We start from the raw sequence: 23,214 nt of genomic DNA, 5'->3' as shown, positions 1-23,214 counted from the left end.
CACCGGGGTGCGGTAATTTGATTTATTGCCCAAAGTATAGTAGGATTTTGCAAATCTTAGAACCAGCTGACGGAGGAACAGAGGTGAGCAGCATAAATCCATTTGAACGCCGGGTCGTCGTTACGGGACTCGGAACCATTAATCCCATCGGAAATACCGTGGACGAATTCTGGGATAACCTTACCGCAGGTAAAAGCGGAACCCGCATTGCTCAGAACATGGATCTTTCCCGGTACCACGTAAAAATTGCTGCTGAGGTCGATCTTCCGGAAAACGCTGCAGATTATTTTAAAAGCAGAAAAATGATGCGCCGCCTGGGCCGGTTTATTACCTTCAGCCAGATTGCCGGTGTTCAGGCCATCCGCGATTCGGGTTTGGACACCGAACGCATGGGGCACCGCTGCGGTGTGGTTATCGGAACCGGTGATGCGGGTCTCATGACCCATTGGGACCAGATTCCCCGGATCAAGGACCGGGGAATGGAGATGGCAAGCCCCTTTTACATCTCCGGTGCTATTTCCAACAGCGCCTCGGCCCTGCTCAGCCAAGAACATAACCTCCTGGGGCCGAGCTTCGCCATCAGCTCGGCCTGTGCTTCCAGCAACCATTCTCTGGGGGTTGCGGTTAACTTTATTAAAATGGGCATGGCCGATGCCATGGTGGCCGGGGGCACCGAGGCGGTAGCCGGAATACCGGGAATCGCCGCCTTCGGAAACATCGGCGCCCTGAGCCGCCGGAACGATGATCCCCAGACTGCCAGCCGGCCCTTCGACAAGGATCGAGATGGCTTTGTCATGGGGGAGGGCGCCGGGGTGCTTGTTCTGGAGGAGCTGGAACATGCCAAGGCACGGGGTGCAACCATCTATGCAGAGGTAACCGGATTCGGATTTACCAGTGATGCTCATGACCTTGTGGCTCCCCATCCTGAGGGCAAGGGAGCGGCCCGGGCGATTACCGCCGCCCTGGATATGGCCAAACTCAATACCGATCAGATTGATCTTATCAACTGTCACGGCACCTCTACTCCCGTGGGAGATCAAGCCGAGTCCACTGCAATAAACCGCGCCTTGGGCAGCACCATTGCACAGAAGGTCATGGTACACTCCACAAAATCCATGGTCGGACATCTCATCGGGGCTGCAGGGGGCGTGGAGGCCATAGCCGCCATCATGGCGTTTAAACGCGGTGTCATCCACGCAACGATTAACCAGTTCGAGCAGGATCCGGATATAAACCTGAACGTAGTAAAAGAGCCTACCGAGAAACATATCTATCACATTCTCTCCGATGCCTTCGGTTTCGGCGGCCACAACGCAACCCTGATCTTCAGCAGGTTCGAATAGCCCGAAGAATGTCTCCGGGCTGACCCTCGGGGTTCCGGGAAACTGCCGGATCCGTCCGGTACCCGCTCCTGTGTGGCTTCCAGGCGGGGAGGGTTCCCCATCCTTGGGTAGTCCCGTGGGTAATGGCCAGGGGATTGAACCCAGCCCATCGGCAGCCCGAACCCCGATTCCTGGAGCCGCACCATTCCCTGATCGCCCTTTGAATCCTCTACACCCCAGTGTATGATCACACGAAAAAACCCCGGAGCTGGTTCTCAGAACCGGTCCCGGGGTCTTTGTTTTTACTTCTGCCCTAAGCTAAGCTGGTAGGCTCCTCTGCCTCCCCCTGCTTCAATCCTCCAGAATGATGACTTCACCGATGGTGACTACCGCCACCTTGCCGTCTACCACGGCCTGACCGATCATGCTGGCGAAATACCCGTCAAAATCCAGTTTCTGAGCCAGAAGGGTAACGGTTTTCCCGGGTTCAATGGGTTCCAGGTAGTATGCTCCGGCAATGCGGGTAGCTCTGGCCGGTACCGGCCTGGCATCATCCCCCAACTCGGTCCGGTCCTGAGAGACGAAGTAGTACATACATAGTCCCAGCTGCCCGATCATCTCAATGGTGAAGTTCCCGGGATACAGGGGCATTTCGGGAAAATGTCCCTGAAACACGGGATCGGAGGCGTGCAAGGTCCTCTGTCCCACGATGCGTCCCTCCTGGAGATCGAGGCCCGTCAACCGGTCAACAAACAGCAGAGGATCCCTGTGGGGGATGATCCTCTGAATCGCAGATGTGTCCAGATCCAAGGGGGTGGATACGTCTGCGGGATCAAATAACAACTTTTTACGGTGCTTTTTCAGTAGTTTTTCCAGCTCCAGGGCGTCCATGTTATTTTTTTAATCCCTTCGCAATAACGTCGTTTATAATGTTGAGCGCCTCATCCATATCCTTCCGAGAGAACTGGGAAGAAACAGAGATTCTAAACCGCCGGGCATGGGCGGGTACTGCCGGATAATCAATGGGCTGGAGGAACAATCCCCGGAGCTGCATCTGCTCAGCAAAGGTGAACAGCCGCTCCCCGCTGGCTCCGATAATAATCGGAATAACCTGGCTTTCTGTGCCGCCTAAATCCAAGCCCATGGCTTCGAGATTCTCCTTCATGTACCGCGTATTCGACCAGAGCTGATCTCGGAGGGTACTATCCCGGGTAGCTACCTCCAGGGCCTTGGTGAGGGCGGCAACAACCGGCGGACTGGGGGCGCAACTGAAATTCCAACTCGAGGCATAGCCCTTCAAGTAGGTTATCAGGTTAGCCTTCGTGGCAATGAAGCCCCCTACCCCGCCGAAGCTCTTCGAGAGGGTACCGTAGTTAATGCCGATCTTATCCTCCATACCGAAGTACTCACCGATACCTCCTCCGTTCTCACCGAACATGAGGCTCGAATGTGCTTCGTCCAGGTAGATCGGGGCGTTGTAGCGTTCGGATAGCTCGACAATTTCGGGGAGCTTACAGATGTCCCCGTCCATGGAATAGACACCCTCAATACAGATAAGGGTACGTTTCCCCTTTGCCTTTTCGAGCATCTGTTCCAGGCTGGTCATATCGTTGTGATCGAAGAAGAGCATCTTCGCCCCGCTGAGAATTCCCCCGTCAATCAGAGACTTATGGGCCTTCTCATCGAAAACGATTACATCTCCCTTCCGCATAAGCCCCTGAAGGGCGCCTACATTACCGCCGTACCCCGAAGAGAAGATCATCGCAGCTTCCTTACCCTTCAGTTTCGCAAGCTGTTCGGCGAATTTCACGTGGATATCCAGGGTGCCGGATACCAAGGGTGCACCCGAAGAACTCATACCGTACTTGTCCACCGCCTCTTTCGCGGCTTGAAGCACCTCGGGGTGGGTGGAGAGACCGAGATAGTTGTAGCTGGTCATGTTAATCATCCGGCGGCTTTTTCCGTCGAGATTAGACAGGATTTCCGTTTCCGCCGAAGGAGCCCGGAGCAGCTGCTGTCCGGTAAAGCTAAAGGCCCGCTGCACGGTGGGGTTGTTGATCCAGGACTCAAAATCCTCAGGGGGAGACAGAACATCCGGATTATCATTGTAATGGAAGTCTGCAAGACTAAAATTGGTTACATCAGACATAGTAAATCGTTCCTTATTCATGGAAAAATATCCGCCCCTGCCCCGGAATCATGGTACATGTCTGAACAGGAACGCGGCGGCGGGTATTCCAGTGGTCCGGAGACCGGATAGCACTCCCGTAAGGATGCACCCGAGTCACTGTTCAGAGCCCAGTCGTGAACACCCGAGGGAAGACGCGCCGCCGAGCCTTCCGTCGCGAACCGGTCTATACCAATGCGTGACGGAAAACGGATGGTAGTACGAAAAAACCCGGGACCATTCATAGACCCCGGGCCTTAGGGGTGTAAAACCCTTAGTTATCGCCGATGTTTTGCATGAACTTTTCAGCAAGTCCGTCAATATCACCGATGTCTGCCAGCTCTGAACGGGGAATCTTGATGTCAAGATCCCGCATGGAGCAGGAAACAACCTCAATAATATCAAGGCTGTTGGCACCGTAGTCTTTCATTGACTTAGTAACATCAATCTCATCCAACTCAACATCGTCGAGGTTCTCAACGATATTCTTCTTAATTACCTCAATAACCTCTGCTTTGGTCATTAATAACTCCTTTTCTTACGATTGGTAAGGTCTTTATTATCCTGCGCTTACTGGGTTTGCTTTTCTTTCCAGTTCAGGTAACGCATCATGCTATTATCTTGGAAAGGCAGGCCATAGTCAACATTGATCACCTGCCCGTTCACCGCATCCATAAACCCGCTGCAGAGGGCAAATACCGCCTTACCGCAGGCCTCGGGGGTGAGAATCATCTGTTCAGAAACACCCTCGTTCTTCAAGTACTCAAAGAACTCTTCACCGAATATGGCAGTAAAGGATTCTGTCTTAACCGTACCGAAGCGCATCACATTCACCCGTGAACCCTCTTCAAAGAGGTGAACCGAGAGGTACTTCCCGAAGAACTCCAGTAGAGCCTTGCTGGCAGCCACATAGTCGTATCCCCGGTAATAATGATCCGGGCCGTCGCTGGAAATTCCCACGACCTTTTCGGGGTATCGACCGAATCGCTTCTGGATCTTCCGGGTGTACTCTATCATGGGCCAGGTGGAATATTCCAGGGTCTTGAAAAGACTGCGCTTTTTGTAGTTGTCCAGGGTTTTCATTGTCGCAGCGTATCCCACGTTGGAGATGAATATATCCACACCCTGGGGGCTGGTCTCGGCAATCTTCTCCAGCAGAGCATCGGTATCCTCATCCACCGATACATCGGCCTGTAACAGGATGGGCCTGGGACCATTAACTGCATCAAACTGGGCCATCAGCTGATCATTATCCGCACTTCCCCACTTGTAGGTTAAATAGGTTTGAGCCCCGGCCTGGGCGAAATTCAGAGCTGTGGAAAGCCCGATTCCCTTCGTCCCTCCGGTTATGAGTACTGATTTTCCGCTAAAATCTATCGTTATCACTTACCGCTCCTTGTTCCGGCCCCTAGTGGGCATATAAATCATTAATAATTTCTTTGGTCTCCGGATACCCGAAGCTAATGGTATGCATCATATCTTCCTGCAGACGGGCATCTATCAGAAGCTTCTTCTTAGGAGCACTGAGGGTGTACTTTAAGAGGTATACGGATTTTACATTCCGCTCGGCGATTTGTAAAGCAACGTCCTGGGCCTTGGCCTGGACCTGATCCTTGGGAAGGATGTAGTTAAAACCGCAGGCCTTTTCCGCTAACTCCCTACCCTTAAACCGCTTACCGGTGAACATCATCTCGTTGGCAATGAACGGCCCAACCAGGGTCGGCAACAGGGTGGTGGTTCCCATCCCCGGGGTAAACCCCATGGTCATAAAAACCGCCCCGTACCTGCTTTCCCGGGCTGCAATGACAATATCGCTGCAGAGCCCAATAACCAGACCGCCGCCCATGGCATGTCCCTTCATGGCGGAGATCACCGGGAACCGGGTATTAATTAAGCGTTCGCTGATTACCAAATCCCGGACCACAATATTACCATGGGCAAGGTCCATGAGGCTTTCCTTATCGGCGCCCCCGGAAAACACATCATCCAAGCCCTCTAAAATCAGAACCCTGGGCTCTGCCTTTTCAACCGCATCAAGCTCCACCAGAAAATCTTCCACGAAGGCATGGGAAAATACGTTTTTGCCCTCATGGTCGTGCATCTGAATATGGGCTATCCCATTTTCTTCGATATAATGACTAACACGTTTACTCATTTGGTTTCCTTCTCATCTAAACCCCGGCGCTGGTTCATTCAAGGCTGCTCAACAGTCCCGGGCTACCATGCTAGGCCTGAACCCCGCCGTCACCCTGGCGTGCAGCCCCCGAGAGGGCCGTTTTAGCCTTGAATCGGTCAAACCAGGGCGGCATATCCCCCTCATGGAAGGCTTGGAGGCCCTGGCCGACCTGGGGCCGCTCCATGAGAGACAGCAGCTCTTCCTCGGCTGCATCTCGAAACTCATCAAATCCGCTCTGAATATGGGCCCCGATAAACCGCTTTGCAGCAGCCAGGGCACCTGGTTCAGCCCGCATCATGGTTTTTAGCAGGTTTTTTAATCCCCGTTCCAATTCGGGAGCGGCATACACCTCGTCCGCAATACCCAGATGCAGGGCATCCTGGGCGGAAAGCTGCTTAGCCGAGAGGATTAAATACCTGGCCTGCTGGGGGCTGATCCGATGGTGCATAAGAAAGGGCAGCACATTGGCTGGTATCAAGCCGAAGAGTACCTCGGAGAGCTCAAAGCTTGCACGTTCCTCTTGGGCAATAACGATGTCGCAGGCGGCGGTAATCCCCATGCCGCCGGCCTTCACGGCCCCCTCTACCAGGGCGATGACCGGCTTAGGACCCAAGAGCAGCTGCTCTAACAGCCTACCGTACACAGCCACAGCCTGACCGCGCTGCTCCCGCCCTCCCGGGGAGGCGCCGTCCCGGCTCAGGCTGCCCTGGAGGGCCTGAAGGTTCATCCCAAGGCAGAAGGCAGACTCTCCGCTGCGCAGCAGAACCGCCTTAACCGAATCATCGGCGTAGGCGGACTCTATCCCGGAAAGCAGCTGCTCCAGAAAGGGCCCGTCAAGACGGTTCGTTCCCGTACCGTCCTGCATGGTCAGAATACCAAGCCCGCTCTCTACCAGGTAGCCCACAGCACCTCCAGACATCTTACGCCCTCTCGTAGGTTCGGTACCAGTTATCCACCTTCTTCAGGACCAGCAGACCGCTGCCCTCGTAGTGTTCTTTGTACCAGTTATTCAGGATGGAGAAATCGGGCTCAAGATCGGGGTTTTCCACGTAGGTCTCCCGCAAATTCTCGATGAACTCGTATTCTTCCACACTGCACTTCCGGCGGGCATCTAGTTTTTCAGAAATCTTCATCGCCTCCAGAGCCTCCCGGGCACCGGGCTGAACAATAGCTGAGTAGAACTCACCGATCGCACCGGATCCGTAGGCAAAAAGAGCCAGGCGGTCTCCGGCGTTCAGATCGTCGGCATGGAGAATCAGGCTGGCAAGTCCGGTAAAATTGCTGGTTCCGTAGGTAGACCCAACCCGCTTGGCAAACTGTAGGGCCGGAATGACCCGTTTCTCGAAATCTGCCTTCAGCTCAGCCTTCTTCTTCGGCGCATGATCCCGGCAAAGGGTCCGGTGAGCCTGGAAGGCAATCCCTGGGAAGGGAGTGTGGTAAATGAAATACTTAAAATAGGTGTCGAAATCCACCGAATCGGGATTGTGTTCGAGGTAGTTCTCGTAGGAACCGCTGGCGGCATCCATGTAGCTGAACAAGCTTACCTCGTTGTTGCCTACCTCGGCGGTGGCGCTGGGACGGAAGGTATCGTAGATATCCGTTGACCAGGTCCCCTTTTTCTGGGTCTCGAACTCAACAATCTTCGGATCGCTGGAGATAAGAGCAGCTGTGGCGGCTCCGCCCATTACAAACTCTTCCTTGGTATCCAGGTGGGCCCGGGAAAAGTCGGTGGCAATAACCAGAGCCTTTTTTCCATGGTTTAGCCCAGAAGCCACCCAGTTAACCGCCACATCCAGGGCAGCGACCCCGCTGTAGCAGGCGAATTTGGTCTCAAAGTTCCGGACATTCGGTCCGAGCCCTAAGGCTTTATGAATATTCGTGGATATCGGCTTTCCAAAGTCCACCGAACCCTCGGTGCCCACGATGAGCATTCCGATGTCTTTCTTATCTTCCTCGCTGAGCATAGCCAGGGCAGCATTCGCTCCCATGGTAACCGTATCTTCCCAGGGGGGATTCAAAGAGCGGGTGTGGATCAGAAAATCTTCCACAACCTGGGCAGGATCCTTCTGACGGGCCACGGCGAGGTCCCGCTGATCCAGGTACATGGATGTACCGTATACATTTAACTTTTCGATGCCGACCTTATTCATCGGTATTCTCCTTTTTATAGGTGATTGTAACGCCGGGTTAAACCGAATAGGTTAGCGCCCCGGATACCCGAATATTTTCTCCACTGATGAATCCTGCCTCGTCCCCGGACAGGTAGAACACCATGGAGGCAATTTCCTCGGGGGTTCCAACCCTTCGCAGGGGGCAGTGTTTGACCCAATATTCCGAGAGAGCCTGATTCATGTGACTCTGGGTCATGTCCGTAGGAACGTACCCCACGGTCACGATATTGCTGGTAATACCTTTTTTTCCATACTCCTTCGCCAGGGTCAGACTCATGCCTTCCAACCCCGCCTTCGCAGCCGCGTAGTTTACCTGGCCGCTGCTTCCGTAGGCTGACAGGCTACCGATATGTACGAGCCTGCCCTTCCTGTTGGAAAGAAAATGCATTAAAAAGGATCTGCTTACCAAAAACGGAGCGGTGAGGTTTGCCTGGATAACCTGATTCCACTGGTCGTTATCCATCAAGGCTGCTGCGTTATCCCGGACAATGGCTGCGTTATTCACCACAGCCGTTACCGTACGGAAGTCGGACTGCACCGCATCGCATACATCTTCGATCTGCTGCTCATTATCCAGAGCCATCTTATACGACCGGACCGGCAGTTCAGGATTGATTTCCTGGGCCAGCCTGATGGTCTCCTGGGCTGCTTCGTCGTTGGCATTGTAGGTAAACCCCACGCCCCAGCCCTCTTTTACGTAGCGTAAAACAATTGCCCGGCCGATCCCCCGGGATCCGCCGGTTACAAAGGCATTTTGTGCCATATAACTAATCTTCCTCCCACATCTTGATTAAACTACAGCAGTTTAATCCACCAAACCCGAAGGAGTTTTTCAGCATAATCCGGGCCTGAAAATCTACAGGCTCATTGGGACAGACATCAAGATCTATCTCCGGATCAAGGTTGTCGATGTTTATAGTCGGGTGAAGTTTCCCGTGCTGCATCTGAAGTATACCACCAATGGTTTCCACCAGGGGACTTGCCCAGCAGGTATGCCCTAACATGGACTTGGGTGCATTCAATTTCAGTTTGTAGGCATGCTCCCCGAAGGTATTCTTAATAGCCATAATCTCCTGCATATCCCCCGCCGGGGTTCCTGTGGCGTGGCAGTTCGCGTAATCCACATCCTCGGGTTTTGTACCCGTGGTTCGCAGAAGCTCCTTCATGACCCAGGACATGTAGTCAGCCCCGGGCATAGGAAGGTGGTTAGCGTTCGCGCTGGCCTTAACCCCCAGCACCTCGGCATAGATCCTGGCTCCCCGGGCCTTGGCACTCTCCAGGGATTCAACAATCAGGGTTGCAGATCCGTGGCTGTATACAAATCCGTCACGCTGGGTGTCGAAGGGACGGCTGCCCGTCTCGGGTTTTTCCTGGAATTCCTTTTTGACTACCACCGAGTTAATTATTGAAGACGCCATGATATCGGCAGCACTTACATCGAAGGCTGCACCGCAGACCACTGCCCGCTCTACCTCTCCCAGCTTGATATCCCGGAAGGCATCCCGCAGGGCAAGGTTTCCACTGGCACAGGCTCCGCCGATGGTGTATGCCGGACCGTGAATACCCAGCACCTCGGTAACCAGGGCGGGTACATTGTTATCTATAGCCTCTACGCTTGCCAGGGGATCGATGAACTCGGGTTCCTCCTGGTATTGAAGACCCATCTTGTAGATATAGTTGGAGTTTAGGTTATGGCCCGCAACCACGGTCATGGTCTGAAAGGGATCGATCTCGGCATGGAGAAGGCCCGCATCCTTCCAGGCATCTAAGGCTGTTAGCACCGACATTTTTGAAGTGAAGGTTGCATTCCGGAATAACCTCTTTACCGCCTTATACTGAGGACCTAACGCGTCTTTAAAACGTTCAAGCCCGGCCGTAAAATCGTAATCCCCTAAATCCCCGCCAATCTTATTCTCGCAGGGCGATAAATCCAGTGATTCCCAGCGCTTAACGCCGGACTTCCCGGCAATCAGGTTATCGTAGTATCCCTGGAGGGTGTCGCCCAGGGGGTTGATGGTTCCCATTCCGGTAATAACAACACGTCGTTCCATGTATGATCCTCTTTCACATTGGTTTGAAGAATGGGGTAAGTATAATTACAACTCACGGTTTGTCCAGTCGAAGGCCAATTTCAGGGCTTCTAAGCACGCCTAAAGCCCCTCCGTGTTCCTGAGACGGACCCGGTTCCCACCCCCCGGGACCCGGTATTGGAGATATTTTACTCTTTACTAGGCTTCCAGAAGCGCTTCGATGGAATCCTTTGTTCCCGCCGGAAGGGCACGTTGTTTCCGGTAGAAGCTCTTCCACAGTCCGGTCAGTACCGTGCCGGGACCGACCTCCAGCACCCGTTGATACCCGCCGTCCAGAATATTCTGCATACTATCCACCCACCGCACAGTGGATACTATCTGTAAACCCGCCAGTTTTCGGGCCTCTTCCCCGGAGGTAATGCTCTGACCGGTTACGTTGGAAAAGATCGGTTTTTTAGGATCAGCAAAGGGAATATCGGCGATAGCGGCCTCAAACTCCTCTCTGGCGTTTTGCAGCAAGGGACTGTGGAATGGCCCCGAAACCTTGAGTCGTACCACCTTCATAGCCCCGGCATCCTCCAGGGCCTTCTCGGCAGCCGTCAATCCGCCCGCCTTTCCGGCTAATACAATCTGGATGGGTGAGCTATGGTTTGCCACATAGACCCCCTGATCAGCCAAGGATTCTACGATGGGAGCCGCCTCCTCGAAGGGAAGGCCGATGACTGCACTCATGCCCGCCGGACCCTCGGGAGTATCGCTCGCCCGGCTGCCCTTCTCCATGGCCTCTCCCCGGAGCACCACAGCCTTAAAGAGATCCTTCAAACCCAAGACCCCAGCTTCGTAGAGAGCAGCATACTCTCCTACGCTAAAGCCCGCGGTAGCATCCGCCGTGATGCCGCGTTCGGACAGATAGGCGGCAGCTGAAATATTCGCCAGGGTAACCGCAATCTGGGTGTTCTCGGTTACCTTCAGTACCTCCTCGGATGAGTCGAAGAGCAGAGCCCGGAGGTCCTTGCCGGTGGCATCCGATGCAGCAGTAAAGAGATCCTTAACGGTTTGACTTGATTCAAATAGGTCCTTGGCCATTCCGGGAAACTGAGCTCCCTGGCCGGGAAATAAATAACAGGTTTTCATACAACTCTCCTCGCACCTAACATGCAACCCGGGAGTTACCCCGGGTTGCTGAATTGGTAGCACACAATTGAATGAGATTCAACTAATCAGGCGGCGGTAAGAAACGACACCTTACAGGGGTTTTCGAAAAATACGGTGGGTCTTGTAGTAGGTCGCTCCCCAGTTCTCCAGCATATTGGTAAGACGCTGATTGGTCTCCAGTATCCAGCTAAACTCCGCACCGGTATACCCCTTCGCCTGTCCCTGGGTGTACAGATCGTACACGAATGCGGCATCCACGCCCTTGTTCTGAAACTTCTTCTTCACCCCGAAGGCAGCCACCCGGAGGTTTTTCACCTTTTTTATACCGCCTAGAAGCTTGAAAATCCCCGTAGGGAAAAGCCGCCCGTTCATATTGATCATGATATTGTTCACATCGGGTACCGGAAATGCAAAACCTGCGGGTTCTCCGTCAATATAGGCCATGAGGACCATGTCCTTGTCCATGATCATCTTCATGTCTGCGGCCATCACGGCGAATTCCTCTTCCGTCCAGGGCGTAAAACCCCAGTTATCCGTCCAGGCGTCGTTCCAGATCTCCCGAACCACATCAACGGTTTGGGCCCACTGCTTCACATCCGCCTTACGAACCTCCACGCCGTTGCGTTTTCGGGCCAGCTCGCTTACCCGCTTTATTTTATCCGAAAGGGGCAGGCTTACATCCATAATATAGCTGCGGAGATCCATCTCCTTCTCATAGCCTGCCGATTCATGAAATTCCTGATAGTACTCAGGGTTGTAACCCATCTGGACAACCGGGGGCACATCGAAGGCGGAGATCATACACCCCAGGATATGACCCGTGGACTGGTTCACCGGACCAAGAACCCGATCCATACCCCGTTCCCGTAGATAGTCCTCGGCGGCGCGGTGGAGGGCCAGGGCGGCCTCGGCATCCTTCAGCACCTCAAAAAAACCGAAAAACCCGTCCTTCTTTTTTTGGTAGTCCACATAGTTCCAGTCCACCATAGCGGCAATCCGCCCTACAACACGGCCGTCCCGGAAGGCTAAAAACTCCTGCTGATCGGCATGGTTGAAGAACTTATTATGGCTCCTATTGAAGGTATGTTTCTCATCCATCAGCAGGGGCGGAACCCAGTTGGGATAGTGGGACTCCGGCGAGCGGTACACCTTCCAGGGAAAATGGATGAACATGTCCATCTCTTTTTTGGTGGAAACCGGTTTTACGACAACTTCTGACATACAAACTCCCTTTCAGCCCGGCGAAACACCGCCGGTAATTACTTTTTCTACTGTAGCCAATTGCAACCCTACTTTGCATTTAGCATGCCCAAGAATACTGAACCTCCAGTATAGGAGCTTTTTGACCCTGTTGGCAATATTAGAGTTGAAGAACTCTTGCGGAGGGTGGATACTTGAACAGGGGGTGATGTGTTCCTTCGGCATACAGTAAGTAAAAACCAGGTACCGCAATTCGCATTTCTTTTTCTCGTCATGGTGATTCTCATGGCCGCTGCACAAGCAGGCCTGGTGAACCACCGGACCTTTCATCTACTTCTGGAGTTTCTCTGTATCTTCATAGCCCTGGGTATCGCCGCCTTTACCCATCAGGTGCATCCCCACCTCAGGGGCAGCCTTCTGCTCGTTCTCGGAGTCGGGTACGGATATGTCGGAGTGCTGGATCTTCTGCGGACCATCAGCAACCTGGAACTGCTCACGGGTGTACCCGGGGTGGATGCAAGAATCTCCGGTGCGTTATGGATAGCAGGCCGAGGTCTGGAGGGGGGAATTATTTTGACGGCCGTGCTCTCCGGGAACCGGGCCAACCGCATCGGAACCTGGCATGCTTTTTCCTCTCTGCTAAGCCTGGGACTGGTGGCCCTGATGCTGCTGCTCACCGAACCAACCGCCGATCTCGGGGACATCAACCTTGTAATCAGCGGGGTAATGCTCCTGGCCCTGGTCCTCTACATCCGACGGTACTGGACTGCCAGGAAAACCAGTCTATTCTGGTACATGATACTGATCCTGGTGCTTTCCTGGCTTGCCGCAACGCTGTACATACCCCTCCGGGAGTCCTGGTCCGGAACAACCGGTGCCATGGCCGCCCAGGCCCTCAAGGCCCTGTCCTTTTACGCCGTGCACCTGGGCATCCTGCGCTGGGGAGTCCGGGACCCGGCCGAGCTAACCTTCAGCGCCCTGAACACCGAGCGCTTACGCTTGGTAGAGCGTATCCGGCACCTGAAGGATTCGAATCCGCGAACCGGTGAACAGGGAAGCCAGGCCTCCCGTCTGGAGCAGCTCACTGCCCAGGTTTCAGCCTACCTGGTTCAACCTGGAGGAGATTTGTCCTCACGGCTTACCGTAAGCCTCGAACAGCTGGCAGAGCTCCTGACCCTGGACTACCTGGGCTTCATGGCGGTGGATGAAACCAGGGAGGTAATAGAATCCTGGACAGGTTACCAGTACCCCGGCTCGGAACTGTCAAATCTGAGCCGTATAGAGGGCTTTCCCGGGCTGGATGGGATTGTAGATGCCGGCAGAGATGTCATCGTCCCATCTCCGGACGAGGCAAAAGCTGTCCTGACGGATGGTCAATGGAAGTGGTGGAAACGCCAGGGTATTACCGGGGCCTTTTTGCTGCCCCTCGTCTCAACCCGGGGAGCCACCTACATCCTCTGGGGGGTAAATCTCGGCAGCCCCCTCAACTTTCAAGAAGGCCTGCTACCCCGGCTGCGCACCACCGGGGAGATTTTCGCGGGGCTGGTTCTGCACTTCCAAATGGAACGAAACCTGGAATCCGAGCGCCGGCGGTTAGAGATGCTGGCTCTCACAAGCCCCGCGGGGATTGTGGTGCTGAATACCCAGGGCGGGATCGTGTATTCTAACCCCCGGGCCCGGGAGATCCTTGGAATCTCCCGAGGCCAATCCCCCCTATCCGACCCCGTCATGGGGGTTCGGGGTCTCGACGGTACGGAACTCGAGGCGCATCACCTTCCCTTCTGGCAGGTTGAACGGGAGCGGACGGTCCTCCATGATCTCCGGATCCAGGTACGCATGGAGGGCCGGGAACGGGTCCTAGGGGTGAACATCGCCCCATTGGAGAATTCCTCGGGGGATTTTGATGGCGCCATAGCTGCGGTTGAGGACAATACCCGGGACTTTCAGCGCCAACAGCAGCTCCGGGCGAGCCGGGATCAGTACCGGCTGCTTTTTTCCACCATGTCCGAGGGCTTTGCCCTGCATGAGATCATCGTGAATACCCGAGGAGAACCGGTGGATTACCGGTTTTTAGAGGTGAACCCTGCTATGGAGGGGATTCTGGGAATGCCTGCCGCTGCGGTGGTGGGAAAAACTGTATTGGAAATCCTTCCCCGAACCGAGAAGCATTGGATTGAGGAATACGGGAAGGTGGCCTTGACGGGGGAAAGCATCTGTTTTGAGAGTTATGCCCGGGAACTGGGCCGGTACTTTGAGGTTTCCGCCTACCAGGCAAGCCCGGGTCAGTTCGCCACCCTGACCCGGGATGTTACCCAGCTCCGGCAGACCTTCATGGAATTGCGGGCTGCTAAGGAGGTAGCCGAGGCGGCGAATAAGACCAGGGAGGAATTCCTGGCAAATGTCAGTCATGAGCTGCGAACACCGATAAACGGTATTCTGGGGATGCTGAGTCTGCTCCAGGAGCACGACTACGACGAGGAAACCACCAACTATCTGGAATTATTGGAACAGAGCGGACAGAATCTCTTCGCTATTGTGGAAGATCTTCTGGATGTTAACCGCCTGTCCCGTCATAGTCTTCGCATTACCCCGAAACCCTTCCAGCCAAGCCGGGTCGCCCAAACCTGCATCCATCAGGTCCAGAGACTGGCAGAACGAAAAAACCTGGATCTCCGATACAGGGATGAGACTCAGGGTGTCTGGATGGTGGGAGACGAGCAGCGCATCAGTCAAATCACCCTAAACCTATTAACCAACGGGATTAAGTATACCAACTCCGGGTATGTCAGCCTGGAAATCCGGGCTAAACACGGTCTTGAGATTCAGGTTCAAGACTCCGGGATCGGCATCGACAATCCTGGGATTTCCCGGATCTTCGAGCCCTTTGCGCAGCTTGAGAACCCCTACACCAAAACCCACCAGGGAATCGGTATGGGATTGGCGGTTGTCCAGGGGTTGGTGGACCTCATGATGGGTAGAATCTCCGTGGACAGCAAACCCGGCAGGGGCAGCACCTTCCTCGTTGAACTTCCCTTGGAACGCCATGATCCGCCCAGGGAGCAGCTTCCCGACGTACCCGAACACGCGTCCCCCGTCACCCCTGCCCCGGGAATCTCCCGCCCCGAACCCCAGGCAGGCCGCCCTCCAGCCCAGTCCCCAGAAACCGCCGAGCTCACCCCTTCCCCCGGTCGGTACCAGGGGCGGCGGGTCCTCCTGGTAGAAGACGAGGCCATTAACAGGCTGTACATCCAGCGGTTACTGAGCGCTCAGGGCATGATTATTACCGAGGCAGGAACCGGCCTGGCAGCGGCTGAACAGTGGCAGAGGTCTATAGATTCCCTCCAACCCTTTGATCTGATTCTCATGGATGTGGGGCTGCCGGGAATGAACGGTATGGATGTGATCGCTGCCATGCGCAAAAAAGAACCGGGGGAACTAAGAGCCCGGGTATGTGTCCTCACCGCCCACGCCTTTCCCGAGGATCGGAAACGGTTTTTGTCCCACGGCGCGGATTATTACCTAAGCAAACCCATCCGGAGGGATACCCTCTTCGGTCTCTTGGATGAAATCTGGGCTTGATTCTGGGATTCAACTGAGGCGTCTGCTGCCGACTGTATGGTGCTAAAATGAGTAAAATTGTGCAAAACTCCACGGTAACATGTCTACGCCTGGAGCCGATTCCGGGGTGACCAGGGATATCCGGGTACTTTACCGCGTTTCCCCCGGATATTCCCTTTTTATACAAGAAAAACTGTATTATTATACGAAAGCCTGGGGCCAGGCCCCGGGGAATTTTTATTAGGAGTTGTTCATGTCGTACGTTCAAGAAGTACTCACCCAGGTCGCAAAAAGAAATCCAGGTGAGCAAGAATTCCTCCAGGCGGTTGATGAGGTCTTAACCAGTCTGGAACCTGCAATTGCCCAGCATCCCGAGTACCGGGAATACCAGATTTTGGAGCGTCTGGTAGAGCCCGAGCGGGTTGTACACTTCCGGGTGCCCTGGGTTGATGATTCAGGCAAATGCCAGGTAAACAGGGGATTCCGGGTGCAGTTCAACAGCGCCCTGGGTCCGTACAAGGGGGGATTACGCTTTCACCCCACGGTAAATCTGAGTATTCTTAAGTTCCTCGGGTTTGAGCAGATCTTTAAGAACTCCCTTACCACCCTGCCCATGGGAGGAGGAAAAGGCGGTTCGGACTTCGATCCCAAGGGAAAGAGCGAAGGCGAGGTTATGCGGTTCTGCCAGTCCTTCATGACCGAGCTATCCAAGCATATCGGATCTAATACCGACATTCCCGCGGGTGACATCGGGGTTGGCGGCCGGGAAATCGGTTTCCTCTTCGGACAGTACAAACGCCTTCGCAACGAGTTCACCGGGGTCCTGACCGGAAAGGCCCTGAACTGGGGGGGAAGCAAGATTCGACCCGAGGCTACGGGATACGGATCTGTCTACTTTGCAAAAGAAATGCTGGCTGCCAAGGGGGACTCTCTGGAAGGAAAGACCTGCCTGGTGAGCGGTTCGGGGAATGTCGCCCAGTACACCGTAGAAAAACTTCTGGAGTTCGGAGCAAAACCCGTGAGCCTCTCAGACTCCGGGGGAACCATCCACGATCCCGATGGAATCACCACCGAAAAGCTGGCATTCGTGATGGAACTGAAAAATGTACGCCGGGGCAGGATCTCCGAGTACGCTAAAAAATACCCCAAGGCGACCTACAAAGAGGGTGTACGCCCCTGGGATATTCCCTGCGATGCCGCCTTCCCCAGCGCCACCCAGAATGAGCTACTCGGTGCCGATGCGAAAACACTCCTGAAAAACGGGTGTAAGCTGGTGTGCGAGGGAGCGAACATGCCCAGCGACAAGGATGCTGTCCATCAGTTCCTCGAAGCCGGTATCCTCTACGGTCCCGGCAAAGCTGCCAACGCCGGCGGTGTGGCAACCAGCGGCCTAGAAATGAGCCAAAACTCTCTACGGCTTTCGTGGTCCAGAGAAGAGGTGGATGCCCGGCTGCAGGGGATCATGAAGCAAATTCACGCCGATGCGGCCCAGGCGGCAGAGCGCTATGCGAGTCCCTTCAACTATGTTGCAGGAGCCAATATCGCAGGGTTCATCAAGGTTGCCGACAGCATGCTGGATCAGGGCGTCGTATAAGCACTAATACAAGCCAGCAGATATCTGCTGGGGTTTTCCGGGTTGCGTCCAAGAACCATCCCGGAGAGCCCTGAATTACTGAGCCGGAGGATTCCTCCGGCTTTTTTATGCCCGAGCACATCCGGGCGGGGTAATCACTGGGGTTCGATGCCGCCTCAACTAGGAGGGAGGCTGATCCTGGTAGAGCAGGACCTCCTGACCAATGGGATCGGCAAACAGCACAATGCCCCGGGGTTGGGAACCGCACGGCAGGCAGTAGAGGCATTCAAATCCCCCTAATCCGTCATCACCATCCCTACAACCCGCCATCTGTTCCCGGAACCACTCCAGATTAATGACGCAGTCCTTATCGCTCCGGCGCAGACCGATGAAGAGAAGATCGGCTTCCACCATCTCATGGAAAAAATGCGTTCCCAGGGACAACTCGGGGCTCAAGCCCTCGTGCATCCAGTCCATCTCCGCGATCACCGAGGCACCCTTAATATCCCGAAAAGAAACCGGCACCCCCATGGCCGGGGTACTCGTTCCCCAACGGCCGGGCCCTAAAAGCAGGGTGGTATGACCCGCCGGAAGACCGTGCATCAACCGGCCGATGGCCTGACCGAGGGCATACCTGCGGCCCTCATCCAGCCGCGAATACCCCTGGGGATCAACGTAAATTATATGACTGATAGCCATACTCCGCCCCACCCCGATGACCGGCCCCTTGGCGTGGATGATGATACGCGGGTCGTGTTTGACCAGCTCGGGGCGGGAGAGGGATTCACCGGCGGGCAATCTGAGCTGGAAAGGCCGGCACTGGAGCAGGTTTATCCTGAGGCTACCTGGCAAATCATCGGCCTGGGCCTGTTCCGGTGTTCTGCCGTTTTCAGGGGGATTTTCCTGTCCGGGGCCCCATTGGGCGGCAAACTCCAGCTCCACCTGAACCCCGTAGGCTCGGGAAAGCCGGGAGGCGGCCTCACGCAGCAGGGGGATGAGGGAATCCTCCCGGGACGAGAGGATGGCGTCCAGGGATACCTCCACGGCCTGGGATTCGGGAAGGCCCATCTCCCGGAGAACCCGGCGGCGCCGCCAGTCCCGGCGGACCAACCGCGGCGGAAGCAGCTCCAGGGCGATCGACCTGGTTTCGAACCGCCCGAGGTCCAGGTTTATACAGTCCATCATCTGCTGGTGCTGGCGCTTCCTCCCCTCCTCCAGCCGCCGATGGGGGGATCCCAGGGATACAATCCATGGGTGGTCATCGCCTACCTGTTCCACTGCACGGGTCCCCAAGCCGATGACCATCCGGGCCATCCCCGTCCCGGGATCGATATCCTGGTGCCAGACATAGGGGTTCCAGCTCAGTACGGTGCCTGCGAGATCGGGATAAAAAATATCGCCCCGGCGGGTTCCGGAGACCCGCTGAACCAGCAGGGCCATCTGTTCATCCTTTTCCAGCACCCCCCGGTCCCGCCGGTATTCCAGGGCCTCCCGGCTCATGGTTCCGGCGTAGATACGCCTCACGGCATTCAGAAATTCCTCCAGGCGATCTGGTAGGCTGCCTTGGTTAGCGCAGAAGATAGATTCGTACTTTCCCGCGAAGGCGTTCCCGAAGTTATCCTCCAGGAGGCTGGAACTCCGGACGATGATGGGGCTGCCGGCGAAGTACTCCAGCAGATCCTGGAAGGCGTTAACCACATCCTGGGGGAAGCTGCCCTGGAGGATTCGCTGGGCCAGGGATTCATTCTTCCGCAGGTAGTACTCCGGGCTGCGCTGGTCCTGGCGGTCCCACCAGCAGTCATTATCCACCAGGAAGGTGTAAAATACATCCGAACCGATGTAAAAAGAGTCATGCTCCTCGAGGTAATCCTGAATCCTCGACCGGGCATTCCGTAGAATCGCCCTGGCAAGAAGCATCCCCAGGGCCTTTCCCCCGATAAACCCCGTGCCCACCATGCGCTGCCAGATAGATACGATATCCCGGGGAGAAATCTCCGCGAGAGCCAACTCCTCCATGGACGGATCGTTGGTTAGCATCATCCGGGTGGTTATCCGGTGCAGCTCCCGAATCTGCTCCTCTGTATCCGGCGTGGATGGGCCTTCGCCCTGGGGGGCAGATTCCGTATTTTTGGGGGATTCTCCTGCCTGCAGGAGATCCTTGAGACGTAGAAACACCGAATCCCATACATCCACCTGACGATAGGCCGCCGAGGGCACCCCCTGCCAACCCAGGGCCGAGCGGACCGCGGACTGCTCAGCGCTGTTTTGTACCGGAACGGCAGCAGTATCTCCCCTATCCGGGCCCTCCGAATCACCCCCGGGATCCCCGGAAATCCCGACTTCCTCAGAGGATCTCCGGGCCCAGCGGTACAATCCCCCCTTACCTCCCAGGGTCTTAATGGGCTGAAGGTAGAACTGGCCCCGGTGAACGAACCCGTCGATCCATAGTTGGGTAGTCCTTCGGATGGGGGTCAGGGCATGGTTGGAATGAACGAACCAGTCAAGACAAAAATAGGCAATGGTCTTGAGGCGGCGCAGGTAGGGACAGGTGAGCCGGAAAAAACTACCGATCATTCGGTCTGAATAGTAAATATTCTGGAGATCGGACAGGCTGTCAAAAAAGTAGATCCCTCCCTCACCCTTCCGAGAGATGACCCGGTGGATCTGGGTAATAAAATCCTCAAAACCCCGTTCAGGATGGGTCTGAATCACCTCCACTGCATGACTAAACTCGCCAGCCACCATCCACCCCCCCTGGTCGTCTTGTTCCAGGGCGAAGAGTGGGGGATGATTCGCAAAACGGAAGTACACCATGGCCATGCCGTGCTCTCTGCCCTGCACCGCTAAGGCCCGGCAGCACCGGCGGTACAATGCCAGGGACTCGGTCCGCCAGACCACGTTGTCCCCGATCTTCAGTCCCCCGGACACCGTGTCTATGCCGGGATCCCCCGAGGGAAAATCCTGATTCAGTATCATACTCATGAAAAAACCATAGGCTCCGGGGGATAGAAAGTCCAGAGGGGACGGGAGGCAACGGCACAGCTGTTCATAATCTTCTCTAATCCCTGGCGCCGCCTCCTGTATCTATGATACACTTGGAACCGGTTCCATTATGAGCAAGATTACCATTCGCGAAGTAGCCCAAGAATCAGGAGTCTCCATCGGCACGGTCAGCCGGGTCTTAAATGACAGGCCCGGGGTCAAAGAATACACCCGCCGGAAGGTCCTGGAGACCATGAAGGCCCTGGGATACCAACCCGATGTGGCAGCCCGGGAGTTATCCTTCCGTTCCGGCCTGAGGATCGGACTAAACGTCGCCCCGAACACCAAACGCCTGACCCCCTTCTTTTTTCTCTTCATTGAGAGCCTCATGAACCGCGCCCGGGTAGATGGCCTGAGGTTCGAGGAGGTAGGCAACCTTCCCAACGGTCTTCCCGAACAGCTTCCCGACGGAATGGTACTCTTCGGCGCCCATGATGACGACCCCCGGATCGCCTACCTCCAACAAAATGCTACACCCTTTGTGCTCATCGGCCGCGGTGAGGGTATAGCTTCCATAAGCCCCGATGATTTTGACGGCGGTTACCAGGCAGGAAGACATCTGACGGCCCTGGGCCATACATCCATCCTTCACATCGGGGGGTACATGCAGCACCAGGCCTTTAAAGACCGCTACGAAGGCTTTCGCGAGGCCCTGTCCCAAGCCGGGGTCATGCATAATCCGGAGATGGTTCTGGACGGCCGGTTCTCCGCCCTGGATGCCTACCGGGTGTTGGCAGGGTATCTGGAGGGTTCGGGGGGTAACCATCCCGAGAGGTTCACCGCCGTCTTCGCCTCATCGGACGAAATGGCCCAGGGCGCCCTGGTGTGTCTGGCGGATCACCACATTTCCTGCCCTGACCAGGTTTCCGTTGTGGGATTCGACGATTTACCCGAGTTGGGAGATACCCTTACTACCATCCACCAAGACATCCCCCTCATGGCGGAGCAAACCCTTACCCTCCTGGGAGAGCAGATTGACCGTCAACCTCCCAGGCATATCACTCTGCCGGTCCAACTGGTAGCCCGCCAAACCACCCGGCGCCTCTAGTACGGCCGGGCCCGAGCGAATAGGTGCCGAGCCACTACTACTTCCCGGGACCAGTTCCTCAGATAGTGCGCAAAAGCCTGTACCCTTCCCCATCTGCGGCGCTATCCCTGGGGCGTTAAACTCTTCCAGGTTGGCATGCAGCCCATGATAATCCCGCGGCGCCATCCCTGGGGCTGTACACCAGGCAGCTCCGCTCTATCCTGTGTAGTGTGCAACCTATTGCCCACGATAGAATCCTTCCGATCCGGCACCGACAGCACTTCCCGGAACCAGCTGCCCGGCCCGGAACCTCCACCCTTCGGTGATCGGGACACCGGGAATCCGGTTTTTTTGTAAACGGTTCCATATTTTACATTTTTTTACTTGACGGATGAGGTAAAGCGCCGGACAATAGGAATTGTAACCGCTTACAAAAAACCAAAAAAGGAGAGGACAACTATGAAAAAGTTGGTACTTGCGGTATTTGTATTACTAATCGGCTTCGGCCTCGTATGGGCTGGAGGAGAATCAGAGGCATCCGGGGGCAGCAGCACATCCCCTGCTCAACCCCAGCGTGTACGGATCATGGGCTATGGCGGCCAGGATCCCGCAGTAGTCACCCGGCTGCTGAACGAGGTAATCGGCGCTGATCTAAAAGCAAAAAACATCGAGGTGGTGTACGAACCCCTGGAGGGCGATTATAACGCAGCTCTATTCAACGCCCTGTCAGCAGGAACAGCTGGAGACATCTTCTACATTCCCGTAGAAACAGCCCCGGGAATCATCGCCACCGGGAAGGTCGAGGCCTTGAACGACTATGTAAACCCGGATCCCTTCATTGAAAGCCTGACCGACGCCTACACCATCGATGGGAAGCTCTACGGCATTGCCAAGGACTTCAACACCCTGGCGCTGGTATACAATAAGGATCTCTTCGACGAGGCCGGTGTTGCCTATCCCAACGAGAACGACACCTGGGAAACCCTGGCTCAAAAGGCCCGGAAGATCTCTGAACTCGGCCAAGACGTATATGGCATAGCCCTGCCGGCGGATTACGCCCGGTTCGGCGCTTTCGCCTTCGGTGCTGGATGGAGCCCCTTCGGGGGATCTGACGGTCGGACAAACCTCAATGATCCTGCCTTCGTTTCTGCGACCTCCTGGTACACCGGTCTGGTTCGGGACAAGGTCGGGGTACTTCCGTCGGATATCGGTCAGGGCTGGGGCGGCGGCGCCTTAGCAACCGAGAATGTAGGCATGGCCATTGAAGGAGCCTGGATTATCGGATTCCTCCGGAATGAGGCACCGAACCTCGCCTACGGAGCGACCTTCCTCCCCAAAGCACCGAATACCGGAGAGCGGGGCAACTTCCTGTTCACCGTTGCCTATGGGATCAACAGCGATAGCCCCCGGAAGGCAGCCGCCGTGGAGGTTCTGAAGGCCCTTACCAGTGAAAAAGCCCAGCAATTCATTCTGGAAGAGGGTCTGGCCATTCCAAGCCGAACCGCCTTAGCAGACAACCCCTTCTTCGACCAAGACACCGTGGAAGCGCAGACCAATAAGGTAGTCTTCCAAGGCGCAGAAGAGGGTGTGGTATACGGCTACCAATTCGGTGTGGTGGGAACCGACTGGATGGGTCCGGTAAACGCCATGTTGTCCGAGGTTATGACCGGTCAGATTTCTGTGAACGATGCGGTGCGCCAGGCTCAAAACGAGCTTGATGCAATCCTGGATCGCGCAGGACTCTAGGAAACCCCGAATCTTCCCCCGCCCGGGATCAGCTCCTTTGCTGATCC

Annotated in this window: 17 protein-coding genes; 5 read left to right on the top strand and 12 right to left on the bottom strand. The window is 55.5% G+C overall.

The window, feature by feature from the left end:
* Positions 1–47 precede the first annotated feature (47 nt).
* The gene (locus DC28_RS06335; RefSeq protein WP_202962961.1) at positions 48–1,343 is read left to right on the top strand and encodes a beta-ketoacyl-[acyl-carrier-protein] synthase family protein; all 1,296 of its coding nucleotides are present in this window, start codon (positions 48–50) and stop codon (positions 1,341–1,343) included.
* A 330-nt stretch (positions 1,344–1,673) separates the two neighbouring features.
* Here DC28_RS06335 and DC28_RS15380 read toward each other — a convergent pair whose 3' ends face one another.
* The 11 genes from DC28_RS15380 to DC28_RS06280 form a co-directional block, all read right to left on the bottom strand.
* Positions 1,674–2,213 (bottom strand): 3-hydroxyacyl-ACP dehydratase FabZ family protein, encoded by a 540-nt coding sequence (locus DC28_RS15380; protein ID WP_052078546.1) that lies wholly within the window; start codon positions 2,211–2,213, stop codon positions 1,674–1,676.
* A gap of 1 nt (position 2,214) precedes the next feature.
* A complete protein-coding gene (locus tag DC28_RS06325; protein WP_081942009.1) occupies positions 2,215–3,492 on the bottom strand; it encodes an aminotransferase class I/II-fold pyridoxal phosphate-dependent enzyme in 1,278 nt (425 codons plus the stop codon).
* A 271-nt stretch (positions 3,493–3,763) separates the two neighbouring features.
* A complete protein-coding gene (locus DC28_RS06320) occupies positions 3,764–4,012 on the bottom strand; it encodes a phosphopantetheine-binding protein (protein ID WP_037546970.1) in 249 nt (82 codons plus the stop codon).
* A gap of 47 nt (positions 4,013–4,059) precedes the next feature.
* Positions 4,060–4,875, bottom strand: coding sequence for an SDR family oxidoreductase (locus DC28_RS06315; RefSeq protein ID WP_052078544.1), 816 nt, complete (start codon positions 4,873–4,875; stop codon positions 4,060–4,062).
* A 22-nt stretch (positions 4,876–4,897) separates the two neighbouring features.
* A complete protein-coding gene (locus DC28_RS06310; RefSeq protein ID WP_037546969.1) occupies positions 4,898–5,644 on the bottom strand; it encodes a polyketide synthase in 747 nt (248 codons plus the stop codon).
* A 70-nt stretch (positions 5,645–5,714) separates the two neighbouring features.
* On the bottom strand, positions 5,715–6,584 hold the full coding sequence (locus DC28_RS15375; protein ID WP_052078543.1) for an enoyl-CoA hydratase/isomerase family protein: 870 nt from the start codon (positions 6,582–6,584) through the stop codon (positions 5,715–5,717).
* 1 nt (position 6,585) lies between these two features.
* On the bottom strand, positions 6,586–7,815 hold the full coding sequence (locus DC28_RS06300; RefSeq protein WP_052078542.1) for a hydroxymethylglutaryl-CoA synthase family protein: 1,230 nt from the start codon (positions 7,813–7,815) through the stop codon (positions 6,586–6,588).
* A gap of 37 nt (positions 7,816–7,852) precedes the next feature.
* Positions 7,853–8,599, bottom strand: a complete 747-nt coding sequence (locus tag DC28_RS06295) for an SDR family oxidoreductase (protein ID WP_037546967.1) — start codon at positions 8,597–8,599, stop codon at positions 7,853–7,855.
* A gap of 4 nt (positions 8,600–8,603) precedes the next feature.
* Complete coding sequence (locus DC28_RS06290; protein ID WP_037546965.1) at positions 8,604–9,887, bottom strand: beta-ketoacyl-[acyl-carrier-protein] synthase family protein; 1,284 nt, start codon at positions 9,885–9,887, stop codon at positions 8,604–8,606.
* Positions 9,888–10,064: 177 nt separating this feature from the next.
* The gene (locus tag DC28_RS06285; RefSeq protein WP_037546962.1) at positions 10,065–11,000 is read right to left on the bottom strand and encodes an ACP S-malonyltransferase; all 936 of its coding nucleotides are present in this window, start codon (positions 10,998–11,000) and stop codon (positions 10,065–10,067) included.
* A gap of 111 nt (positions 11,001–11,111) precedes the next feature.
* On the bottom strand, positions 11,112–12,242 hold the full coding sequence (locus DC28_RS06280; RefSeq protein ID WP_037546961.1) for a hypothetical protein: 1,131 nt from the start codon (positions 12,240–12,242) through the stop codon (positions 11,112–11,114).
* A 189-nt stretch (positions 12,243–12,431) separates the two neighbouring features.
* Here DC28_RS06280 and DC28_RS06275 point away from each other — a divergent pair, with 189 nt between their 5' ends.
* Complete coding sequence (locus DC28_RS06275; protein WP_037546959.1) at positions 12,432–15,800, top strand: ATP-binding protein; 3,369 nt, start codon at positions 12,432–12,434, stop codon at positions 15,798–15,800.
* 232 nt (positions 15,801–16,032) lie between these two features.
* Positions 16,033–17,373, top strand: coding sequence for an NADP-specific glutamate dehydrogenase (gene gdhA / locus DC28_RS06270; RefSeq protein WP_037546957.1), 1,341 nt, complete (start codon positions 16,033–16,035; stop codon positions 17,371–17,373).
* A gap of 159 nt (positions 17,374–17,532) precedes the next feature.
* Here gdhA and DC28_RS06265 read toward each other — a convergent pair whose 3' ends face one another.
* The gene (locus DC28_RS06265; protein WP_052078541.1) at positions 17,533–20,334 is read right to left on the bottom strand and encodes a PEP/pyruvate-binding domain-containing protein; all 2,802 of its coding nucleotides are present in this window, start codon (positions 20,332–20,334) and stop codon (positions 17,533–17,535) included.
* A gap of 130 nt (positions 20,335–20,464) precedes the next feature.
* On the opposite strand from DC28_RS06265, the gene DC28_RS06260 reads away from it, so the two are divergent.
* Together DC28_RS06260 and DC28_RS06255 are read left to right on the top strand one after the other, a co-directional pair.
* Entirely contained in the window at positions 20,465–21,442 is a 978-nt protein-coding gene (locus DC28_RS06260) for a LacI family DNA-binding transcriptional regulator (protein ID WP_037546955.1), read from the top strand.
* A gap of 438 nt (positions 21,443–21,880) precedes the next feature.
* Positions 21,881–23,167, top strand: a complete 1,287-nt coding sequence (locus tag DC28_RS06255) for an ABC transporter substrate-binding protein (RefSeq protein WP_037546953.1) — start codon at positions 21,881–21,883, stop codon at positions 23,165–23,167.
* Positions 23,168–23,214: the final 47 nt, after the last annotated feature.

Source organism: Spirochaeta lutea, from assembly GCF_000758165.1.
GTDB classification, from domain to species: domain Bacteria; phylum Spirochaetota; class Spirochaetia; order DSM-27196; family Salinispiraceae; genus Spirochaeta_D; species Spirochaeta_D lutea.
Note: the sequence above shows the minus strand (reverse complement) of the source record. Positions and strands in the feature narration are given on the sequence as shown.